Genomic DNA, 21892 nt, shown 5'->3' with positions numbered 1-21892 from the left:
CGGCGGCGCCAGGTTCCGGTGCCCGTGCAGGGCGCGTCGACGAAGACGAGGTCCATCTGGCCGGTCAGGTCTTCCAGCTGTGTCGACTCCGACGGGTGGACGAGCTGAACATTGTGGGCGCCCGAACGTTTGAGGCGCGGGATCAGGGCGGAAAGCCTCCGCCCGTCGATATCATAGGCGAAGACCTGCCCCTTCCCCTGCATCTGGGCGGCCAGCGCGAGCGTTTTGCCGCCGCCGCCGGCGCAATAGTCCAGCACCTGCTCACCAGGCTGCGCGTTGCCTGCCGCTGCCGCGATTTGGGATCCGGCGTCCTGAACTTCGACCCAGCCTTTCGAATAGGCCGGAATGCTTTCAAGGCTCGCCTCGCGCTGGGACGGATCACGGGCCGGAATATGGTAGGCATTGTGGAGCAGTTTTGACGGCTCGGCTTTCGCGCTTTTCAGCGGCGCGGCGGCCTTTTCGGTATCCACTTTCAGCGTGTTGACGCGCAAATCCACATCGGCGCGCACGGCCATGGCCTGCGCTTCAACGGCCGCTTCTTCTCCGAAAACACGCGCCAGGTGCGGCGCCAGCCATTCGGGATAGTCGCCCTGCACGTGCGGCGGCGCGGTCGGGTCCGGCGCCATAACGAGGCGTTCGCGCTCCTGCAGCGTCAGCTTCGAAGGCGCATGCTCCTCATCCATCGCCGCGTCGATTTCACGGATGTTCCAGCCCCAGGCATGGGCCAGCGCGCCGAGGATCAGGCCGCGGGGGCTGTCGTCGCCCATGGCATGCGCGATGGAATTCCGCTTGCGCAGCGCATCCAGCACAAGGCCGGAGACCCAGGCGCGGTCTTTCGCGCCGGCATAGCGGGCCCGTTTGCCCCAATCCCGCGCGGCAGATTTCACCGGCTGGTGGCGGTTCAGGACGTCTGAGAGTACGTCGATGGCTGCCGCGATACGTCCGCCGTTGCGCATGATTTTGGTGCTCCTTTTGGGGAGGGCTGTGTTAGCGTCTCAAAAAACAGAAAGAAACCGGAAAGGGCGGAAGATGCTGGAGATTAACCTGCCGGAGGGGCTTAGACAGGCCGCTGCCGCAGACTGGCGCCAAATGGGAAGCATCACGGGCGAAGCCTTTGAGACAGATCCGGTAAACCTCTGGATCTTCGGCCGGACCAAAGCGCTGAAGCCGACGTTTTCCCTGCTCGCACAAGCGATCTATCTCAAATACGGCATCTGCCACCTTGCCGGGGACGGCGGGGCGACGATGTGGATCGAGTCGCAGAACCGGCGGGAGTTGGGCCTGCTGCCGACCTTGCGCCTGATGCCGACCCTGTTGCTCAAGGGCTCGCAAGGGTCTGTTTTCCGGGCCCTCAATGCCGGCAAGGCCATGGATGCGCATCATCCGAAAGATCCCCACCTTTACCTTTTCACTATCGGCACCCGGAAGGGGGCACGCGGCACGGGTCTCGGCAAGCTGATGATGACGCCAATGAAAGCGGCCGCCGACAAGGCCCGCCTGCCCTGTTACCTCGAAAACTCGAACCCGCAGAACACCGGCTTCTACCGGAGTCACGGTTTTGAGCGGATGAAATTGTTCGAAGTCGGCCCGGGCAGTCCACCGATGGAGGCGATGTGGCGGGAGCCGCATGACCCCCAGCACGTGTGACCGGCGCAGGCGCTGCCTGTCCGGTGAATGGGTGTAGGATAAGGGGGTAGGATCAGCTGCTGTCATTCCATCTGCTGAAGGCGTCTGCCAGCAGCATGGGAAGCCCGGCCGCCGCCGCGCCGAGTTCAGGTTTCAGACGATAGGTCGGGATGGACGCGCCGAGCGGACGCGGCGCCCCTGCCCGGCGGCGGCGTTCCATGACGCGCGCGACGCGCAGGGCATATTTTTCCGGATGGCGCAGGATACGCCCCGAGCACCTCGAACCGCCGCATGAGACTGGCGACCGGCACCGGACCGGACGCGGACGATGCGCCTTCCGGGAAGCCGTGGCCGTCCAGCGCGTAGACCTGCGTTTGCCCGCTGAGCGCGATACTGAAAGAGATCTGCGCTTTCGTGATGACAGGATCATCATCTTCCGGGCCCTCCGGCCTCTTACGCGCCCTGATCGGATCCAGCGTCAAGCTGAGCGCCATCAGCATGGTCAGACGGCGGAGGATGATCGCCAGCTGCTTTACATGCGCCCGCAACCGCCTCGCCGTGATTAGCGGAACAGTGTCCGGGCTGCGTGTCAGCCCCGCATCATAGGTGGCTTCCGCCAGGTTGATGCAGACCTGCTGAAGGGTGAAGGTGATGAAATCCGTGCTCATGCGCGGAAATTACTGCGAGAGCGAATCCGGTTGGCTTGGGTGGTGGATAACTGGCCGGGTGGGCCTCTTCATTCGCCTGCCGAGGCGTTCTCCTGCTGGCGGATCGCTTCGAGATTGGCGTCGTGGTCTGCGCGCCTGAGCTGGTAGAAGTACAGGAAGCAGGCCCCGCCAATATACAGGGCCATCAGGATTGGAATGTACCAGATCGCCAGTGCGTTGATCACGTCCTGCGATACCTGGCCCGGCCTCGCCTTTTCGGGAAAGCCAACCAAAGAGAGCAGCAGGCCGGCAGCGAAGACGCCGATGCCTGATACACTCTTCTGCATGAAACTGTTGGCGGAATAGAACAAGCCTTCGGCGCGCCGCCCGGTGCGCAGGCTGCTGTCGTCGACAACGTCGCCGATCATCGCATGGACGAGAATCGCCGAAGAAACACCGCACAAAGAGTACACCGCGCCGATCGCAAACACCGCCGGCAGGAGGCGCGGATCACCATTCTCAAAGAAGAGCCCGTTGAGACGCAGGATGAATGGCAGCGCGCCCATTATCACGGCGAGTACGGCCAGCAAGAACGCCGCGTTTCGCTTGCCCATCAAACGGGACGCAAAGGGTGCAAATGCCAGGGCCAGGGTCGCGGCGACGATGTATTCAAGTGTCAGGATGGCCAACTGGAAATTGGTGAAGCCCCAGAAGAAGGTGCCGAAATACAGCGCCAATGCGGAGGTCAGGCCGATCGCCGAGTATTTCAGGATGCCGAAGCTGAGGATGGCGAGGAAGTTCCGGTTTGAAAAAGTGCGCGCCATCATCGCAAGGGTCTGGAACGCGCTTTTCCGCTCGTCACGATTCGGCTGCAGCCGAAGGTATTTGATGCGGTGGTGCGTCCCCACTGTGGATGCCACGACAGATGTGAACATCAGGGCGCCACCGAAGAGGCCGAAAGCGAGATAGGCATCGGGGTTCAGCTGACCGACCGGATAGGCCTCTGTCGGCTGCATAAAATAGAACAATGTAATGAAGGAAAGGCCGATACCGCCAAGGTATCCGAAGAAATATCGATAGCTGGCGATGGCGGTTCGATCATCATAACCGGGTGCAAGTTCAGGTGCGAGCGCCGAACTCGGGATCTCATATAGCGTGATGAAGGTACGCACCGCGGTGGACAGGACGACGAGGTAAACGAAGAGCGTCGCGCCCTCCAGGCCTGGTGGTGGAAACCAGAGCAGGATGAACGACAATGAAGCCGGGATGGCGGACGCGTACATCAAGGGATGGCGCCTGCCCCAGCGCGTGCGGAGCTGGTCGGAAATCTGGCCGACGACCGGGTCGGATATGGCATCGAAGATCAGGGCAACCATGATGGCAGCCGAGACGAGCGCCGGCGGCGCGCCAATGATGTAGTTGTAATACCAGAGCAGGTAGGTCCTGAACGCGATATCCTTGACGCCATAGGCGATCGAGCCGAAGCCGTAAAAGAAACGCGTGGCAAATCCGAGTTTTGGCGGGGCGGCCGGACTGGCAACCGTCATCGGCCACCTGCCTTTGTGACTGCCAACATGGCGGCATTTCCAAGGCGCAGCAGAATTGCGTCCATCGAGTATCTGACCTCCCTTTTTTTGGAGGACTATGGGAAATGCTGGCCTTGAGGTCCAGCATTTCCGGTTCAGAACTGCCTACTGCCGTTGCGAAACGTGCAAGCGCCAAATGGCGAATTTATGCCGTCTACACCCTATCCCCGTGACAGCGAGTAGTTCGGGCTTTCCCGGGTCATCTGGACGTCGTGGACGTGGCTTTCGTGCAGGCCGGCACCCGTGATCTGGACGAACTCCGCCTTCTTGTGCAGCTCGTCAATATCCTTGGCGCCGACATACCCCATCGCTGCGCGCAGGCCGCCCACCATCTGGTGGATGATCGGCGCGAGCGGGCCCTTGAACGGCACCTGCCCTTCGATGCCTTCCGGGACGAGCTTGTCGGCGGCAGCGTCCTTCTGGAAGTAACGATCGGCTGAACCGCGCGCCATGGCGCCGAGGCTGCCCATACCGCGATAGGCCTTGTAGGAGCGGCCCTGGTAGAGGAACACCTCGCCGGGCGCCTCTTCGGTCCCTGCGAACATGGAACCCATCATGGCAGTCGCTGCACCGGCCGCGAGGGCCTTGGCGAAGTCACCCGAGAATTTGATCCCGCCATCGGCGATGACCGGCACGCCGCTCGACTGGGCGGCGTTCGCGCAGGCTTCGATGGCGGTCAGCTGAGGTACGCCGACGCCCGCGACGATGCGCGTCGTACAGATCGAGCCTGGGCCGATGCCGACTTTCACCGCGTCGGCGCCTGCGTCGATCAGCGCTTTAGTGGCTTCGCCGGTGGCGACGTTGCCGGCAATGATCTGCACGGCATTGGAAATCTTCTTGGCGCGCGTGACAGCCTCTGCCACCGCCTTGGAGTGTCCATGCGCCGTGTCGATGATAACCGCGTCCGCGCCCGCCTCGATCAGCGCGGCGGTACGCTCAAAGCCCGCGTCGCCGACCGTAGAGGCAGCAGCGACACGCAGGCGGCCTGCAGCGTCCTTCGCGGCATTCGGGTTCACCGCGGCCTTGTCCATGTCTTTCACGGTCAGGAGACCCAGGCACTTATTGTCCTTGTCGACGATAACGAGGCGCTCAATCCGGTGCTTGTGCAGTAGGCGGCGGGCCTCTTCCGACGAGGTCTCCATTTCCACCGTGACGACGTCGCGAGTCATCAGATTCGCGACCTTCTCATTCATGTCTTCGGCAAACCGGGTGTCGCGGTTCGTGATGATACCGACGACCTTGCCATTGTCCTCAACCACCGGAATGCCAGAGAAACCAGTGCGTTGCTTGAGTTCGTTCAGCTCACCCAGTGTCGCTGTGGGCGCGATGGTGATGGGGTTCATCACGACGCCACTTTCGTATTTCTTGACCATGGCAACTTCACCGGCCTGCTCCTCGACGGACAGGTTACGGTGAATGACGCCAATGCCGCCGGCCTGCGCCATGGCGATGGCGAGGCGCGCCTCAGTCACCGTGTCCATGGCCGCCGAAATCAGCGGAATGTTCAGCGGAATGGTTTTCGTCAGGAAGGTCGAGACATTGACGTCGGCGGGAAGAACCTCGCTCGCGCCGGGCTGGAGAAGCACGTCGTCAAAGGTGATCGCTTGTCGGATTTTCATGTGGGGAGCTCCCTTTTCGGCCCAATAAGGGAGTCGCGCGGGCTTGTGAAGGGGGCAGTTTCGCCTGAATGCATTCATCTTTTCGTCAACCTCGGCGAGTATCTGTTTTCGCCATGGGACAAAGCCGACGAAACTGGATGTGTGCGGGGCTGGCGGCGGCCACCTTTGCCGCGAGCGCGGTGGCCGATCCGGCAACCTTCTGCGACGGGCGCTATGCAGAAGAGGCAAAGGCAATCGATTCCGCCTATCAGCGCTTCGGTACGCTCTATTCTGGTGGTGGTCATCATTCCCACGTGGATTCCGTTAGTGGCACGGTGCAACTCTATCGCATCATGTCCGGATTCGAGGTAATCCCGCCCAGCGCAGGACGGCAGCAGATCAATCTTTATGCCGCCGAGCACCAGCCAGGAAACTGGAACGACGAAACGATCGGGCAGGATCTCGCGGTGATGACGCAAGCTGACCCGGCACCGCTCGCAGCGGGTTTCTTCGCATCAGCCGCTCATCTCGACTTGATGACCAGCGCCGGGCCGGCCGCTGACTGGTGGCTGCGGCCGGAGGCATTTGACGATGCCAAAGGCTATTCGCGGCGCAAGGCCCACCTTATGGGCCTCACGCCACTGCAACGGCGCGTCGCGAACCTGGCCCGGCGCGAACCGGCTCTCGACTGGCTGCAGGCTGCGCTGTCCCTGTCGGCAGAACCTTACGAGCTCTACCCTGCCCTGCGCCCGGCATGGACGGCGGATGATAACCGGCTCTACGCACATATCCTGGCTAAGGCGGAAGCCGAGGCACGGCCCGGCCCATGGCTGGCGCTGGCGGTTCTGGCAACCCGGGAGGAGCGCCAGTTACCCGACGCTCTGGAGCGAACCGTCAGCGGGATATCCCGCGCCATTGAGCGGTGTGAGGCGGATGCAGCGGTCTACACAATCCTGGCCGCAAGCGTGCAGCCCCGGGGCCAGGATTGGCTTCCCGTACGCCGCAATGACGCCGAATTTCTGCGCCAGGCCCGGCAAATCGCCATCAGTTACAGCCTGACATACCCATTTACCCAGTGGAATCATGAGCGCTGGCAGGCACTTTCCAAACGGATCAGCGATCCGGGCGCGCTGACGCTGCCCCTGATGCTGTCGGCGCCGGGTGCCGATGCTGCCGCCGCTTATGCACAAGGCCCTTACGCGCCGGATGCTTTCCGTATGCTGCCGATCCGCGCGCTGGAGACGATAAAGCCCAACATGGCGCTGGCCCGGACCATTGCACTGGGACGAACCGAGGATGCGGAGCGGCAGATTGATACGTTTCTTCAGCGCTATTCGTGGCACAAGAATGCCATGGAGGGACTGAATGGGTTGCCCGCTCCTGTGCGGCAGGCTGTCTTTGCCCTGCGGGTGGATTGTCTGTCGACACGGCATGAAAGCGATTGCGCGGAAACTGATCCAAAACCGCAGCATCTGCACAGGGACCTGTCGAAAGACTGGACCTGGGCGGCGGCGGTTGATCAGGATTTCAGAACCTGGATGTACGACATTTCGAGAGATTCCTATTTTCGAGCCCGCACACGCGGCAATCTTCAGGGCTATCGTGCATATTTTTCGTCAAGATTTTATCTGAGTGACCTACCCTATCCGGACCTCCTGCCGGGCCCGTATGAAACGATCCGGAGGAGCGACGAGGGCTTCGCCCACTGGGCAGCCTGGGACGAGATCGCACCGCTGACCCGAGACAAGCGGATGACGCGGACCCTGTCGCTGACGGTGATTGACTGGGTCGACAGGAACACCAACACACGATGGAAGCGCGCCTTCAATCCTCACAAGGACCTGATGGCCGAAGCGTTGCACCGCGTCGTATTTATGCTGGAACATGAACCAGCGGGCGACATTGACGGCGAACCCGTCGCCAAGCGCGCGTTCGAACTACTGCACTATCGTTTCCGGGACTCAGACTGGGCAGAGCAGACGCCCTATTGGTGGGAGCCCGATCACCGCCATTAGCCCCTTGCCGGAACTTCCAAAACGGAATTAGTTTCATATGTAATAATATGCCCTGGGAGGAGCGGTTTATGAAACTTTCCGATTATGGACTGACCCGGAATCGGGGATTTCTTGCGTCATTTGATCCGGCAATGGTGGAATTACCCGCTTTACTGCAACCGGCCCGGCAGATGGCGCTGGACATACCCAAGCTGATCTGCACCGGCCGCGTGCGGGCTTTGCTGGAACGGTTGCCGGCCATCGATCTCACCGATTTCTGCGCCATCGCCAGCGAAGCCGAGCAGCGGATTGCCATGTTGCACTATTCCTTCATGGTACAGACATATGTCTGGGGAGAGCCCGAGGCGCCCCGTGCCCTGCCCGCTTGCCTCGCCGTACCGATCTGGCAGCTCAGCCAGCGCCTCGGCCAGCCGCCGCTGCTGCCGTACTCCTCCTACACGCTGGAGAACTGGGCTCTGATTGACGAAGGCGGCCCGATCGATCTTTCCAATGTTCGCGTCCTCCAGCACTTTGACGGAGGAATGGACGAAGCCTGGTTCATTCTCGTCCATGTCGCCATCGAGGCACGGGCTGGTGAAATGCTGGACGAAGGGTTGACACTGATCGCGGCGGCCGAAACCGGTGGTGTTCCGGAAGCTGCACGCTGCCTGTCGGTCATGTCCACCGTGTGGGACGATGTGAACGCCATTTTCGACCGGATGCCGGAGCGGTGCGATCCTTATTGCTATTTCCACCGCGTCCGCCCGTGGATTCATGGCTGGAAGGACAATCCGGCCCTTGGCGATGGCTTGATTTATGAGGGCGTCGAGGAAACCGGAGGCAGGCCCCAAGCCTTCCGAGGACAGACGGGATCGCAATCTTCAATCGTCCCCGCGATGGATGCGCTGTTCAGCGTCGGCCATGCTGCAGACCCGCTACGCAGCTTCCTGGATGAGCTTCACGCTTATCGCCCGCCTGCGCACCGGCGCCTGATCGAGGATATTCGTGCGTCGAGCCGCGTCCGCGTCTTTGTCGAACAGTCTGGCGATGCAGACCTGAAGCGCCTCTACAATGAGAACGTCTCGAAGCTGGCGCGTTTCCGGACGCGGCATCTTGAATATGCGGCAAGCTATATCAACAAGCAGGCAAGCCAGAGCGCGGGCAATGACCCGGACATCGGCACCGGCGGAACGCCCTTCATGAAATATTTGAAGAAGCACCGCGACGAGGCCGAGGCGCATCTATTGCCTGTCTAGATCTCAGTCGACACAGATCGACATGCCGGCTTTGCCATTCTCGACGGTCGTGTAGCAGCCGAAAGGCGCATCATTGGCCTGGCAAGTTCCCTGGACCGGCGTGCCAGGCGCGACCGATCCGGGGTCGCCGGCCAAACGGCATTGCCCGAGACAGTCGTCGCTGCCGGTACATGCCTTGCCAGCGTCGGCGAAACTCTGAACGCAGTGCTGCCAGCCTAACCGTCCGGCTTTCTGGACGACTCCTCCTGCCGCTTCACATCGCGCGCGTTCTGCAGGCGTCGCAAACTGAGACGCGAACTGAATGCGCTCATAAGGCGGCAAGGAGCTGCCAAAGTCCGGATTGGCGGCGTGATAGTCCCTGAGCGCACTACAGGCGGCGACCGTTGCGATCGCCGCCCCTATCAAGATCAGCCTCTCAGGCTTCATCCGGGGAATCTTTCAAACGACGGAATGCCTTCCGGAATGTGGTGGAAACTCGGTGCATCGGCTGTCTGCATGACGACCTGCGGCTGGCCAAAGAGGCTGGTATCATCCAGCGATCCGACTTTCAGGATAACGGCATCAGGCAGTGCTGGAGACCGTGTCAGAATATGCGTCCCACAGGTGCCGCAGAATTCGCGCGTGACCGCATGGTCGAGGTCGCTTCGCTTGAACTTCTTTGGCTCACCCTTGGTGTAACGGAAGCCGGCAGTGGGCATTGCCATGAAGTCATTGGCCTGACCGCCTGTAAGGTACTGGCATTCGCGGCAATGACATTCGCCTTTCATCACCGGCTCCCCGTCCGCCTCATATCGGATTTCGCCGCAATAGCAGCCGCCTGTCGTGGTCATGATTGTTCCTCCCAATGTGTCGCCATCATTGTGAAACGTCAGCATTCACGGTGCAAGCGACAGTTAATTGGAACCAAACACGGCTATAGCGCATAGGTTCAATGGAGGGAGTTGTAGCGAAAGAACGGGAAAGCCTGCTCGTATGCCTGCTGCCAGCTCATTTAGCCGACAGATTACCGGAATATCCGATATCTCCGTGGATGACGCGATTGCCAGAACGCTTGCTGTGGCGCGCGATGGATACGGCGAACCTGACTGGTTTGATGTCATGACGGCACGCGGCTTCATCTCGAATGGCCGGGTGACCCATTACCAGGTGACGCTGAATCTGGGCTACGAGGCGGTTAATCAGGGCGCCTCTGACGACTTCTATTTCCAGCGTGCGTGCCGCGGCGCCCGAAACATGACCGGCTATCATACAATAGAAGCGCGCCTGTGATTTCCTTTAATAGTTGTAATTCAACGACTTTTTGAATTGTACCACATCTGGAAGCCGCAGGATCTCACGGCCCTGATGTTAGAACCGGCCTCGATCACCCAAATCCGCATTTCTGCAGTATTTATTATAATCCCAGCGCTCCAAACAATCATCTGGTCCATAAATTGCCAGTCACCAGGCAGTACATGTGCATTCCAGATTCAGGTAGAAAACGTGCGCGGCTTGGGACGACTGAAACTCACCTCTATCGCTCTGATGGATTACATCAGCGCGTCGAACTTGAGTGATACTTTGCTCATCAACGGCTTCTGGCGAAGCGGGACGACCTGGCTGCAGCAAACATTCGTCGACGCGATGGATGCAAAGTCGCTCTTCGAGCCCTTTTCTCCTTCCGCCGGCCATAATTGGGGACAACTAAGTAAAGGGGCAAATACGGCAAGCCGGAACGTGTATATGCCCCTGTCCGCAAATTGCTTGACTCCCCGCGACCGGATCAAACTCCATCTCGCGTTCAAGGGTGTCGGGACGCACGGGTACACGCATTTCCTTCGGAAGGAAGAATCCCGGACCTGGTCCAAGAACCTGGTCGTCAAATCCACCCGGCTTGGGTTCATTCTCGATGAAATCTCCGACCAGTATCAGGTTCCCGTTATCCACATCCGGAGAAATCCAGCCGCTATTTATGCCAGCTTCAAAGATACAGATTGGGCTTGGCGTTTTCAGGATTTCAGGCTGAGCCAGAACTACAACATGGAGGACTTCATCAAGGGAACGCGTGAATACGACCTTGCTGACATCCTGCTTCGCTATGACAAGACGCCGGTCGAACGTTTGGCCGCTTTGTGGAGTTTAAGCGAACGGACAGCGCAAAAAAGCGTCGTTACGGGCCGGGCGCACCTGGTGCGATATGAAGACGTTGTCGCGCAGGGCCCGAGCATCCTGAACCAACTGAATATTGCGTCCGTGAACTTCGCCTCCAATGACGCGGCCAGCCCGGTGACAAACGCTGGACGAGAAAAACTGACGCCCTTTGAGCGTCAGAACGATTGGCAGACGCGTCTGTCCAGGTCCGAGATCGAATGCATCCGGTCCATTGCAATCGATCTTTTCCCGGACAACGGATACTTTCAGAGGGACGATTCTCCGTTTGGCGAAGGTGTCGTGAATATCAGGTAAGCCCGCGCCTCTCGCAGCCAGCCTATCCTTTGAAACCCTTTGCCACGACGAAGATTTCCGGACTCCCTGCCCGGCTTGCAGGTGGCTTGATATGCTTCACGCTTGTGAAGTTCGCTTTGAGCAGATCCAGGACTTCTTTCGTCGCGCCGCCCTGGAAGACCTTTGAACAGAAGCTGCCGCCCGGTGCGAGATGCTCCACGGCGAACGCTGCTGCCATTTCCACGAGTGCGACCGTGCGCAGATGGTCGGTTTGCTTGTGACCGGTTGTGTTTGCCGCCATGTCAGACAGGACAAGGTCGGGTGCGCCGGTCAGTCCCTTGAGGAGCTCAGCCACATCATCTGGATTGTTGATGTCACCCTGCACGATGTGGACACCTGCCAACGGTTCGACCGGCAAGAGGTCGATCCCGGCGATTTCACTGGCGCCCTTGATCTGGGCGACCTGCAGCCAGCCGCCTGGCGCACAGCCAAGGTCGACCACGCGCTGGCCACGGCGGAACAGGTTCAGCTTTTCATCGATTTCCAGCAGCTTGTAAGCAGCCCGCGCCCGATAGCCTTCTGACTTCGCTTTCTGGACATAAGGGTCCTGCAGTTGGCGTTCGATCCAGCGTTTGGAACTTTCGTTCTTTGCCCGGTGCGCAATGATTTTGCGTTCGCCCATCCGCCGCCCGGATGTTCCGCGCTTTTCCGACGGGCCTTTCCAGCGGCGTTTTTCATCATCCGTCATGGGGACACTTCCGCTGTCGGGTTGTTGTCTTTCGGAGGCCCAGATGCGCCGTCCGGTAATTTGGCCTTGCCGGAGCGCCGGCGAGTGCCGCGCTTTCTCGGGCCTTTGCCACCATACATCATGGACAGCAACAGGCCCTCCCGCAGGCCCCTGTCTCCAACGCGCAACCGGTCGCCCGGGAAGGCATCCCAGATCGACTGCATGATTGCGCAGCCAGACAACATGAGGCCAGCCCGTTCTTCTCCGATGGTCGGCAGCGTGGCGCGTCCTTCCAGCCCGAGATCGCGCAGCAGTTTTACCGCCGCGTCCGCCTCTTCGCGGCTCATCCAGCTGCCATCAACCTTGTCGCGCCTGTAGCGGTCAAGTTTGAGGTGAACCCCTGCAAGACAGGTAACCGTGCCGGACGTACCGATCAGATGGGAGCCATCCTGCCCCATGGCCCGGCTGACGCGTTCCGTTCCCTTCCAGGCGCGGATCACTTCGCCGCAATAGTCGAGCATGGCAGGGAACGCCTCTTCCTCCGGTAAGTGTCCGAACCGCTCATGCAGCGTGACCACGCCAAGTGGCAAACTGGTCCAGTCCTGGATCGGCGCACGTTTGACGAGACCATGAGAACCGCCTTCGCGGGCGACCTTGGCGTTGACCCAGGACAGTTCCGTCGATCCGCCGCCGATATCGACGACGAGAACCGTCTTGGCGTCGTCTGCCATCAGGTCGTGGCAACCAATTGTCGCCAGACGTGCCTCTTCCTTGGCATTGATGATCTTGAAGGTGAGTCCTGTTTCTTCGTGGACGCGCCGGATGAAATCCGGCCCATTTTCCGCCTGCCGGCAGGCTTCGGTCGCGATGCAGCGCACCCGCCCCACGCCATGGTTCTTCAGTTTCCGGCGAATAGCCTTCAAGGCGTCCAGCGCTCGCTCAATGGCGGCGTCAGACAGCCGGCCGGTTTCGTGCAGCCCCTCGCCCAGACGTGCTATCTGGGAATGCGAATCAACGACGCGGAAGGATTTCCCCCACGGCTCCGCCACGAGCAGGCGGCAGTTATTTGTTCCAAGGTCAACAGCCGCATAAAGCGGTCCATTGCGCCCTTTGCGCGAACCACGCCGGTTTCCCCGACGGTTCGCCGCTTTTTTGTCAGCCATGATGTGGCCCAAACTGAGTTCTTGGGGCAATCTCTACCACAGGAGACGTAAATGACCAGTAGACGTAGCCTGTTGGGATGGTTGACCGGGGGACGCGGCCGCAAGCGCAAGCCGTCCGCCGATGCGCCGTATGTGCTAGACCGTCCGGTTGACCGGAACGTCAGCTACAATGCTGTTTCCACCTTTACGGCGAAATACCAGATCGGCCAGGTCGTCCGTCACCGCCACTTCCCGTTCCGCGGAATCATTTTCGATGTGGACCCGCAATTCGCGAACACAGACGAATGGTACGAGGCGATTCCGGAAGAAGTGCGGCCTCGCAAGGACCAGCCCTTCTACCACCTCTTCGCGGAGAATGAGCGCACACACTACATTGCCTATGTGTCCGAGCAAAACCTCGTGCCGGATGACTCGGCACAGCCGCTCAGTCATCCTGATATCCAGGAATGGTTCAATGTGACGTCCCGCGGCACATATGAGCTTAAAAAGGGCGTAGCGAACTAGAGGTCAGTTTGCCGGGGCGGCGTCGGGTCTGTCCCCGTTCTCCAGAATGATAATCACCTCATCCCAGTGTGCCAGCGCCTCGGTATCCCCCTGAGCGGCCACTTCGGCAGCGCGCAACGTCGCGATCACAGCCGCATCTTCGCCGTACTGGGCGGACAGTTGGGCGGCAATGCGCGCGGCTTCACTCATGTTTCGCCTGCCCTGGCCCGTGCAATCGCTGCCGTTGTGGACTGGCCATCCAGCGTTGGCACAATGTGGACGGTTCCGCCGCGCGCGAGCACCACATCCGCCCCGACGATCGTGTCCAGCGTGTAGTCACCGCCTTTGACGAGAAGATCCGGCTGCAAGGCTTCGATCAATGCGGCGGGCGTGTCTTCGTCAAAGACAACAACGGCGTCCACAACTGTCAGCCCTGAAAGGACACGCGCACGGGATTCCGCATCATTGACCGGCCGCGTGGGCCCCTTGAGGCGCTTGACCGAGGCATCGGAATTCAAGCCGACGATCAGGCGGCCGCAGCGGTTCTTGGCCTCTTCCAGCACTTTCAGGTGCCCGGGATGAAGGATGTCGAAACAGCCATTGGTGAAGCCGACCGTCAGACCTGCGTCGCGCCATATCGAGACCTGCGAAAGCGCTGTTTCTAGGGGGATATGGCTGACCCCGCCATGGTCCAGACCCATTTCGAGCGCGCCGCGCAACTCGTCTGCCGACACTGTCGCCGTGCCGGATTTGCCGACGGCGATACCGGAGGCCGCGATTGCCAGATCAACGGCCTGACCGAGCGTGCCTCCGCCGGCCAGTCCGAGGGCAAGTGCGGCAATGGACGTATCCCCCGCCCCCGACACGTCATAGACCTCACGTGCCTTCCCGGCCTTGTGGACCACGTCGCCATCTTTCGTAATGAACGACATGCCTTTGGCCGCACGGGTCACGACAACGGCCTTTGCTGGCAGGGTTTTGCTCGCCGCTGCGAGGGCGGCTGCTGCATCCTGATCAGTCTCCGTCGGCATGCCGAACGCGTGGGCGAGTTCGTGGCCGTTCGGCTTGATCAGATCGACCGCGCCATAGCGGCGGAAGTCTCGCCCTTTCGGATCGGCAATCACGGGAATGCCGAACGCTTCTCCGGCATCGAGTGCCGCCTTGATGACGCCATCCGTCATCGCCCCCTTGGCATAGTCCGACAGGATGATGAGGGCAGCATCCGAGGACACTTGATGGATCGCTGAAACGAGCTGGTTCTCTGTGTCTTGGCTTATGCCGGCGACCTCTTCCGCGTCCACTCGCAACAATTGCTGAGAACCAGCTACAAAGCGCGTCTTGAGCGTCGTGGGGCGGCCGCGCATTGCGATCAGGTCGGCTTCGACATTCTGTAACTTGCCCAGAAGAGCGGCCAATTCCCGCCCCTCGGGATCGTCGCCCACAACGCCAATAAGAGCCGTATGCAGCCCGAGCGAGGCAAGGTTTCGAGCGACATTCCCGGCACCGCCCGGCATGGAGGCTTCCCGCGTCCGGCGCATGATTGGCACCGGGGCCTCGGGCGAGATGCGGGAGACGTCGCCATAAACAAAGCGATCGAGCATCACGTCGCCGACGCAAACGATTTTCCGCCCGGCCGCCTTCGCGATCAGGTCTATCAGGGAAGCGCGCGCCATCAGCCGCTTACCGTTCCGGCCAAAAGGGAATCGGACATGCTCTACTCCGGTTTTTCTGAGGATATAGCCGCTGACATAGTCTCGTAAAAGGCGAAGCCGCATGATGGATGGATCCAAACGAACTTGCGGTACGTATCTTTCTCGAACGTCAACGCTTCAGGAAGATCGACCTGCCTGCTTCATCTGCCCCCATTATTGTCTGGTTTCGGGAGGATCTTCGGCTTTCCGATAACCCGGCAGTGCACGCAGCAGCCAAACAAGGCCGGCCGATCATCTGCCTGTTCATCCACATGGATGGGAAGAACGGCGAACGCAGTCTCGGCGGCGCTTCGCGTTGGTGGCTCGACAAGTCCCTCAAAGCACTCTCGCGCGATATCGAACAGCTGGGTGGACAGCTGACAGTCCGGGCAGGCGATGGCAGCGCCTGCCTGGACAAGGTGATCAACGAGACCGGAGCCGACACGGTGTACTGGAGTCGCCGCTATGGCGCCGCCGAACGTGAGACGGATGCGGAAGTCAAAGCGCACCTGAAGGATCAGGGCATTGATGCCAAAAGCTTCAATGCCCGCCTGCTTGTGGAACCCTGGGTCCTGAAAACGGGATCGGGTGGCTTCTACAAGGTATTCACGCCATACTGGAAAGCGCTGCGTGCCTGTTATGAAGCGCCCGAGGCCCTGCCCAGACCGAAGGACTTGTCAGGTCCAAAGGTGTATTCGCTGGCAATTGATGAGTTGGGCCTGCATCCCGAAAAACCAGACTGGTCGACCGGCTTTGATGCCATGTGGTCGCCGGGGGAAGCCGGGGCTTCAAAGCGCCTCAAAGCATTCCTGGATGCCCCGATCGATACTTATCCTGAAGAACGGAATCTTCCGGGCAAGGACGACGGAACCTCGGGCCTGTCGCCTCATCTTCGGTTCGGAGAGATTGGCCCGGCACAGATATGGCGCACAGTGACATCCGCGATGGAAGCAGGACACATCGGCGAAGACGGTGGCTGGAAATTCCTGTCGGAAATAGCGTGGCGGGAATTTTCCTATGTCCTGCTCTATCACGAACCTGATCTGGCTGAAGCGAATTACAACTCAGATTTCGATTACATGCCATGGCGGACCGACAAGGACGCATTAAAAGCATGGCAGACCGGGCAAACGGGATACCCGATCGTTGACGCCGGCATGCGGCAATTGTGGAAAACCGGCTGGATGCACAACCGTGTCCGGATGATCGTTGCCTCTTTCCTGACCAAACATCTGTTGCTGCACTGGCGAGATGGCGAAGAATGGTTTTGGGATACTCTGGTAGACGCTGACCCTGCATCCAACCCGGCGAGCTGGCAGTGGACGGCAGGGTCCGGTGCAGACGCGGCGCCCTATTTCCGTGTGTTCAATCCGATCACGCAGGGCGAGAAATTCGATACAGATGGCGCTTACGTCCGGTGCTGGTGCCCGGAGATTGCTGCGCTGCCAGACAAATATCTCCACTCGCCTTGGACGGCTGATGAACATACGCTGTCGCAGGCCGGAATTAAGCTTGGCGCGGATTATCCGAACCCGCTTGTCCAACATAAACCCGCTCGCGAGCGGGCCCTTAACGCCTATGAAACCCTTAAATCTCAACGCTCAAACGCCTGATACTGGATGTCAATGAAACAGGAATTTCCGGAAATAGTTGGATTCGATGGACCATTCTGGCAAAGTGGGGCGAGTTCCCTACTGCCAGAGGGAGATGAAATGACCGGGACGATAACAGCTTCGCCCAACACGATCCGGACCCTTAAAAACGTTCCGGCCAGTTTCAGGATTGCCTGTCTTGCTCTCCTGAACACACAGCATGGAACGCTGGAATTCAGATTACCCGATGACCGGCAGCTCGTATTCCGGAATAGTCATCCGGGCCCACATGCAATAATATCCGTACACGACTACAATTTTGTCAAACGCGCCATGGCGGGCGGCGATGTCGGCTTCGCGGAAGCCTACATGGATGGCGAATGGTCGACACCCGACCTTACAGAAGTCCTGCGTTTCTTCTCGGCGAATTTTGAGGCCACTGGAAGACTTGCGGTCGGCGGCGCGGTTGTGCGCTGGGTCAACATGGTCCGCCACGTCTTTTCCAGCCGGAACACGCGAGAGGGCGCGAAGAAGAACATCAAGGCCCACTACGACCTTGGTAATGATTTTTATTCCCTTTGGCTCGATCCCTCCATGACATATTCGTCGTCCGTGTTCGAAAGTCCGAACATGACGATGGAACAGGGCCAGCAGGCGAAGTACCGGAACATCTGTGACCGGATCGGCGCAGGCCCATCCAGCGAAATCCTCGAAATCGGATGCGGCTGGGGCGGCTTCGCGGAATTCGCCGCAAAACAACGCGGATCGAAAGTGACCTGCCTCACTATCTCCCCCTCTCAACGCGACTATGCGATGGAGCGGATGCAGCGCGAAGGCCTGAGTGAGCGCGTAGAGATCCGTCTGGAAGACTATCGAGACCACACCGGCAAGTATGACGGCGTCGCCTCCATCGAAATGTTCGAAGCCGTCGGCGAGTCTTACTGGCCAAGCTACTTCGCCAAGATCTTTGAAACCCTGAAAGACAGCGGCAAGGCGGCGCTTCAGATCATCACGATCGATGATGACCTGTTCCCGAAATACCGCAAACGCGTCGACTTCATTCAGCGTCACATCTTTCCGGGCGGCATGCTGCCGAGCGAGAAAGCCCTGAAGGAACAGTTCCAGCTGGCCGGTTTGCGTCATGACGGTGTGACCTATTTCGGTCAGGACTATGCCCGCACCTGCCGTGAATGGTCGCGCGCCTTCAATGACGCCTGGGACCAGATCGCTAAACTCGGCTTTGATGAACCTTTCCGCCGCATGTGGAACTTCTACCTCGCCTATTGCGAGGCAGGGTTCTCGGATGGGCGCATCAATGTCGGCCAGTTCCAGCTCTCAAAAGCTTGAACAATTCTGGGACCGCCAACTCATGCAAGCGATAGTATTCGGCGCCTCTGGCGGTCTCGGCGCTGAGCTTGTTGCCCGGTTATCCGAGCGGCCGGAAATCCGTCGGGTTCATGCGATATCCCGCAGTGGCCCAGCTGCGACCGGCAAGGTCACGCCTCACGCCGTGGATATCACCGTAGAATCTGACTTGGCCCGCCTGTCAGACACGTTGAAATACGAAGATGATATCCGTCTGGTTATTATCGCGACTGGCATTCTCTCGGATGGCAATGCACTTCAGCCCGAAAAATCCTATCGACAGCAGTCCCTGCAGGCTTTTGAACGTGTATTCCGTGTAAATACATTTGGGCCTGCGCTGGTCGCTCGGTATTTTTTGCCTCTGATGCCAAGGAGCGGACGGGCTGTGTTTACAGCGTTGTCTGCGCGTGTTGGATCTATTGGAGATAATCGTCTCGGCGGCTGGCATGCCTATCGTGCATCCAAGGCGGCTCTGAACATGCTCCTTCGCAATTATGCGATCGAACAGGCTCGCCTGAATTCAGATTTCATTGTTGCGGGCCTGCACCCCGGGACCGTGGATACCCGCCTGTCCAAACCATTCCAAGGAAACCTGCCGGACGGGCAACTGTTCACGCCACCAAACGCGGTTTCCCACCTGCTTCGAGTGATCTACGGTTTGACGCCCGCCGACACCGGAAAATGTTTCGACTGGGCTGGAAAGGAAATTCCAGCTTAGACCAGACGGCTCTGCTTCACCGCCGCATCGATAAAGCTGGCAAACAGCGGATGCGGCTGGAACGGACGGGATTTCAGCTCCGGGTGGTACTGAACACCGATGAACCATGGGTGCGCCGGGATCTCGAAGATTTCAGGCAAAGTGCCGTCGGGCGACATGCCGGAGAATAGTCCGCCGGCCTTTTCGAGCGCCTCGATATAGGCCGCGTTGACCTCATACCGGTGGCGGTGACGTTCCGAGATGTCGAGGGTGCCGTAGATTTCCGCGACCTTGCTGCCTTCCTTCAGGCGGGCCGGGTAAGCCCCGAGGCGCATCGTGCCTCCCTTGTCGCTATCTGCGGTGCGGACCTGCTTCTCGTTGCCCTGTGTCCACTCTTCCATCAGGCCGACAAGCGGGTTCGGTGTCGAGGGATTGTTCTCGGTCGTGTTGGCGTCTTCGATACCGGCCATGTGGCGCGCGGCTTCGATCACCGACATCTGCATGCCGTAGCAGATGCCGAAGCACGGTACTTTGCGCTCGCGCGCAAAACGGGCCGCCCGCATCTTACCGTGGGCGCCACGTTCGCCGAAGCCGCCCGGCAGGATGATGCCATGAACGCCTTCGAGAATGTCGAGCGGGCGATGCTCGTCATCGAATTCCTCGGAATTGATGAGCTTCACCGACACTTTGACATTGTTGGCCAGACCACCATGACTGAGCGCCTCGGCAACGGATTTGTAGGCGTCCGGTACATCGGTGTATTTGCCAACAAGTCCAATGCAGACTTCACCGTCCGGGTTGTGGATCGTCGTGGCGATTTTCTGCCAGCCAGACAGGTCAGGTTCTGGCGCATTGTCGATACGGAAGTGCGCGAGCACTTCTTTGTCCAGCCCCTGCTCGTGATAAGCTTCCGGCACGTCGTAGATATGCCGTACATCACGGGCCTCGATCACGCTGGACGGTCGGACGTTACAGAAGCTGGCGATTTTGCCTTTTTCATTTTCCGGGATGGGCCGGTCGCAGCGGCACAGCAAGACCTGCGGCTGGATACCGATGGATCGGAGTTCCTTCACCGAGTGCTGGGTCGGTTTTGTCTTCATCTCGCCGGCCGCTGGAATGTAGGGCAGCAAGGTCAGATGGATGAAGCAGGCACGGTCTGGCCCCAATTCCTGGCCCAGCTGCCGAATGGCCTCGAAGAATGGCAGGCCTTCGATGTCACCTACCGTGCCACCGATTTCGCACAACACGAAGTCCACGCCCTCCCCCGGATCGGAGAGGACGAAGTCTTTAATTTCATTGGTTACGTGCGGAATGACCTGGATCGTCGCGCCGAGATAGTCGCCACGCCGTTCTTTCTCGATGATGTGCTTGTAGATCCGCCCGGTTGTGATGTTGTCCGACTGGCGCGCCGAGACGCCAGTGAAGCGCTCATAATGGCCGAGATCAAGGTCGGTCTCCGCCCCATCATCGGTCACAAAAACCTCGCCATGCTGGCGGGGGCTCATCGTGCCCGGATCGACGTTCAGGTATGGATCAAGTTTGCGCAAACGGACGCCATAGCCGCGTGACTGCAGCAATGCGCCGAGGGCGGCGGAAGCGATACCCTTTCCAAGGGAGGACACCACGCCGCCTGTAATGAAAATATAGCGGATCATGGGAACACCCTGATGCCGTGATTCGGTTTTAGCTGGCGCGCCAAAAACAGAGGCGCAGGCGATTTATTGGGGATTACCACTTTCAGGCGCAGGCGCAGGCGTTTCCGGTTCAGCTGCGGCCTCGCCCGTTCCTTCTGCTGGTTCCATTGCAGCATCCGGTGTCGTGACACTCTCGTCCGAAAGGCCGGACTGCCCGGAAAGCAGCGGAGCCGACGGATCGAAAAGATCGGTGGGTGTGCTCGGCGCAGGTGAAGTGTCCTCTGGCGCCAGCACGCGCTCAATGTCCGACCGTGTATCGGTTTCACGGTTGGCCAGAGTGGTCAGCGCGAGACTGGTGATGAAAAAGATCGCACCAAAAATGATGGTCGAACGCACGACAGCGCCCGCGGCTCCGCGGCCAGACAGCAGCGAGTTTGCACCACCGCCACCACCGCCGCCGATCCCAAGACCGCCGCCTTCCGACTTCTGAACCAACACCAGCCCGATCATGACCAGGCAAGCGAGGATGTGGATCACCAGGATAACGTTCTGCATGACAAATCCGATACGTTTCGTCCAAGGCGCCCGCATATAGGCAATGCGCGCGCAGGCCAAGTGCTGCCTTCAGTCAGAATGGTAAATCAGGCTTTTGCGTAAATGGCGAGAAAGTCGGTCGCCTTCAAGCTTGCACCGCCAATCAGGCCGCCATTGACGTTTTCCACCGCCAGCAAATCGCCAGCATTGTCCGGTTTCATGCTGCCGCCGTAAAGGATCGGGATGAGGTCCGCCTCAGAACCGAACACATCTGCGAGACAGGCCCGCAGGGCATTGTGCATTTCGTCGACCGCCTCGACAGTGGCGACATTGCCGGTACCGATTGCCCAGACAGGCTCGTAGGCGATGACCAGGCTGGCTGCGGCAGCGCCCTCAGGAATCGATGCGCGCAGCATGCCCGTGACGACCTCAATCGCTTTCCCGCTGTCCCGTTCTGCGGCTGTCTCGCCGACACAAATGATGGGGGTGATGCCCGCGCGAAGCGCTGCTGCAGCTTGTGAAGCCACAGCTTCACTCGTTTCACCATGGTCTGCGCGGCGCTCTGAATGCCCAACAATCACATAGGACGCACCAGCGTCGGCGAGCATTTCAGCGGAAACATCACCGGTATGAGCTCCGCTCTCATTGGTGTGGCAGGTTTCTCCGCCAATCTTGAGTGCCGAGTCCCGAGTCTGTTCGGCAGCCTGCATGAGAAGCGTTGCCGGAACGCAGATCAGCGCCTCGATATTTTCCTTTGCCGGGGTCACGCCACCCGCAATCGCGACGATTTCCACCAACGAGGCGCGAAGCCCGTTCATCTTCCAGTTCCCGGCAATAAGTGTCCGTGCCATCAGCGTTACCTATCTTGATTGACT

22 protein-coding genes are annotated in these 21892 nt (G+C 59.7%); 9 read left to right on the top strand and 13 right to left on the bottom strand.

Annotated features, from left to right (window positions below; genetic code table 11):
- Positions 1-956, bottom strand: a 956-nt coding sequence (locus HY17_RS14980) for an RsmB/NOP family class I SAM-dependent RNA methyltransferase (protein WP_034768019.1), incomplete at its 3' end; no start/stop codon positions are given.
- A 73-nt stretch (positions 957-1029) separates the two neighbouring features.
- Here HY17_RS14980 and HY17_RS19620 point away from each other — a divergent pair.
- Complete coding sequence (locus HY17_RS19620; RefSeq protein WP_051600159.1) at positions 1030-1647, top strand: N-acetyltransferase; 618 nt, start codon at positions 1030-1032, stop codon at positions 1645-1647.
- 125 nt (positions 1648-1772) lie between these two features.
- Here HY17_RS19620 and HY17_RS14970 read toward each other — a convergent pair whose 3' ends face one another.
- From HY17_RS14970 to guaB, 3 genes are all read right to left on the bottom strand, one after another.
- On the bottom strand, positions 1773-2294 hold the full coding sequence (locus HY17_RS14970; protein ID WP_034768016.1) for a hypothetical protein: 522 nt from the start codon (positions 2292-2294) through the stop codon (positions 1773-1775).
- Positions 2295-2362: 68 nt separating this feature from the next.
- A complete protein-coding gene (locus HY17_RS14965) occupies positions 2363-3820 on the bottom strand; it encodes an MFS transporter (RefSeq protein WP_034768014.1) in 1458 nt (485 codons plus the stop codon).
- Positions 3821-4020: 200 nt separating this feature from the next.
- Complete coding sequence (gene guaB / locus HY17_RS14960; RefSeq protein ID WP_034768012.1) at positions 4021-5478, bottom strand: IMP dehydrogenase; 1458 nt, start codon at positions 5476-5478, stop codon at positions 4021-4023.
- A gap of 113 nt (positions 5479-5591) precedes the next feature.
- Here guaB and HY17_RS14955 point away from each other — a divergent pair, with 113 nt between their 5' ends.
- Positions 5592-7472 carry a hypothetical protein gene (locus HY17_RS14955; protein ID WP_155843647.1) on the top strand — a complete coding sequence of 627 codons (1881 nt, stop codon included), beginning with the start codon at positions 5592-5594 and terminating at the stop codon, positions 7470-7472.
- A gap of 68 nt (positions 7473-7540) precedes the next feature.
- The gene (locus tag HY17_RS14950) at positions 7541-8707 is read left to right on the top strand and encodes an indoleamine 2,3-dioxygenase (protein ID WP_051600158.1); all 1167 of its coding nucleotides are present in this window, start codon (positions 7541-7543) and stop codon (positions 8705-8707) included.
- A 3-nt stretch (positions 8708-8710) separates the two neighbouring features.
- Here HY17_RS14950 and HY17_RS14945 read toward each other — a convergent pair whose 3' ends face one another.
- The gene (locus HY17_RS14945; RefSeq protein ID WP_034768005.1) at positions 8711-9133 is read right to left on the bottom strand and encodes a hypothetical protein; all 423 of its coding nucleotides are present in this window, start codon (positions 9131-9133) and stop codon (positions 8711-8713) included.
- Positions 9130-9537, bottom strand: coding sequence for a GFA family protein (locus HY17_RS14940; protein WP_034768003.1), 408 nt, complete (start codon positions 9535-9537; stop codon positions 9130-9132). Before HY17_RS14940 ends, HY17_RS14945 begins: the two co-directional genes overlap by 4 nt.
- A 142-nt stretch (positions 9538-9679) precedes the next feature.
- Between HY17_RS14940 and HY17_RS14935 the strand changes: the two genes are divergently transcribed.
- Both HY17_RS14935 and HY17_RS14930 read left to right on the top strand, forming a co-directional pair.
- Positions 9680-9976: a dodecin family protein gene (locus HY17_RS14935; RefSeq protein WP_051600157.1), complete on the top strand. Its 297-nt coding sequence runs from the start codon at positions 9680-9682 to the stop codon at positions 9974-9976.
- A 75-nt stretch (positions 9977-10051) separates the two neighbouring features.
- Positions 10052-11152, top strand: a complete 1101-nt coding sequence (locus HY17_RS14930; RefSeq protein ID WP_139068969.1) for a sulfotransferase — start codon at positions 10052-10054, stop codon at positions 11150-11152.
- Between the two features lie 22 nt (positions 11153-11174).
- Here the strand turns inward: HY17_RS14930 and HY17_RS14925 are convergent, their stop codons facing one another.
- Complete coding sequence (locus HY17_RS14925) at positions 11175-11879, bottom strand: RlmE family RNA methyltransferase (RefSeq protein WP_051600156.1); 705 nt, start codon at positions 11877-11879, stop codon at positions 11175-11177.
- Positions 11876-13021, bottom strand: coding sequence for a Ppx/GppA phosphatase family protein (locus tag HY17_RS14920; RefSeq protein WP_034767998.1), 1146 nt, complete (start codon positions 13019-13021; stop codon positions 11876-11878). Before HY17_RS14920 ends, HY17_RS14925 begins: the two co-directional genes overlap by 4 nt.
- 132 nt (positions 13022-13153) lie before the next feature.
- Here HY17_RS14920 and hspQ point away from each other — a divergent pair, with 132 nt between their 5' ends.
- Positions 13154-13525, top strand: coding sequence for a heat shock protein HspQ (gene hspQ / locus HY17_RS14915; RefSeq protein ID WP_051600165.1), 372 nt, complete (start codon positions 13154-13156; stop codon positions 13523-13525).
- Positions 13526-13528: 3 nt separating this feature from the next.
- On the opposite strand, the gene HY17_RS14910 is transcribed toward hspQ, so the two are convergent.
- Together HY17_RS14910 and rfaE2 are read right to left on the bottom strand one after the other, a co-directional pair.
- Positions 13529-13714, bottom strand: a complete 186-nt coding sequence (locus HY17_RS14910) for a hypothetical protein (protein ID WP_034767995.1) — start codon at positions 13712-13714, stop codon at positions 13529-13531.
- Positions 13711-15279: a D-glycero-beta-D-manno-heptose 1-phosphate adenylyltransferase gene (rfaE2, locus tag HY17_RS14905; RefSeq protein WP_233348830.1), complete on the bottom strand. Its 1569-nt coding sequence runs from the start codon at positions 15277-15279 to the stop codon at positions 13711-13713. The genes HY17_RS14910 and rfaE2 overlap by 4 nt, the downstream gene beginning before the upstream one ends.
- A 5-nt stretch (positions 15280-15284) precedes the next feature.
- On the opposite strand from rfaE2, the gene HY17_RS14900 reads away from it, so the two are divergent.
- The 3 genes from HY17_RS14900 to HY17_RS14890 all read left to right on the top strand — a co-directional run bounded on the left by HY17_RS14900 (position 15285) and on the right by HY17_RS14890 (position 18870).
- Positions 15285-16808, top strand: coding sequence for a deoxyribodipyrimidine photo-lyase (locus HY17_RS14900; protein ID WP_081813181.1), 1524 nt, complete (start codon positions 15285-15287; stop codon positions 16806-16808).
- A 99-nt stretch (positions 16809-16907) separates the two neighbouring features.
- Positions 16908-18134, top strand: a complete 1227-nt coding sequence (locus tag HY17_RS14895; RefSeq protein WP_034767990.1) for a cyclopropane-fatty-acyl-phospholipid synthase family protein — start codon at positions 16908-16910, stop codon at positions 18132-18134.
- Positions 18135-18156: 22 nt separating this feature from the next.
- Positions 18157-18870, top strand: a complete 714-nt coding sequence (locus HY17_RS14890; protein ID WP_034767988.1) for an SDR family NAD(P)-dependent oxidoreductase — start codon at positions 18157-18159, stop codon at positions 18868-18870.
- On the opposite strand, the gene HY17_RS14885 is transcribed toward HY17_RS14890, so the two are convergent.
- The 3 genes from HY17_RS14885 to tpiA form a co-directional block, all read right to left on the bottom strand.
- On the bottom strand, positions 18867-20504 hold the full coding sequence (locus HY17_RS14885) for a CTP synthase (protein ID WP_034767986.1): 1638 nt from the start codon (positions 20502-20504) through the stop codon (positions 18867-18869). The genes HY17_RS14890 and HY17_RS14885 overlap by 4 nt on opposite strands.
- Positions 20505-20567: 63 nt before the next feature.
- Positions 20568-21038 carry a preprotein translocase subunit SecG gene (secG, locus tag HY17_RS14880; RefSeq protein WP_034768106.1) on the bottom strand — a complete coding sequence of 157 codons (471 nt, stop codon included), beginning with the start codon at positions 21036-21038 and terminating at the stop codon, positions 20568-20570.
- A gap of 86 nt (positions 21039-21124) precedes the next feature.
- Positions 21125-21868 carry a triose-phosphate isomerase gene (gene tpiA, locus HY17_RS14875; protein ID WP_034767985.1) on the bottom strand — a complete coding sequence of 248 codons (744 nt, stop codon included), beginning with the start codon at positions 21866-21868 and terminating at the stop codon, positions 21125-21127.
- Between the last annotated feature and the right edge of the window lie 24 nt (positions 21869-21892).

Origin of the sequence: Hyphomonas sp. CY54-11-8, assembly GCF_000682735.1 — a bacterium.
Lineage (GTDB): Bacteria > Pseudomonadota > Alphaproteobacteria > Caulobacterales > Hyphomonadaceae > Hyphomonas.
This window is presented reverse-complemented; position numbering and strand designations above follow the sequence as displayed.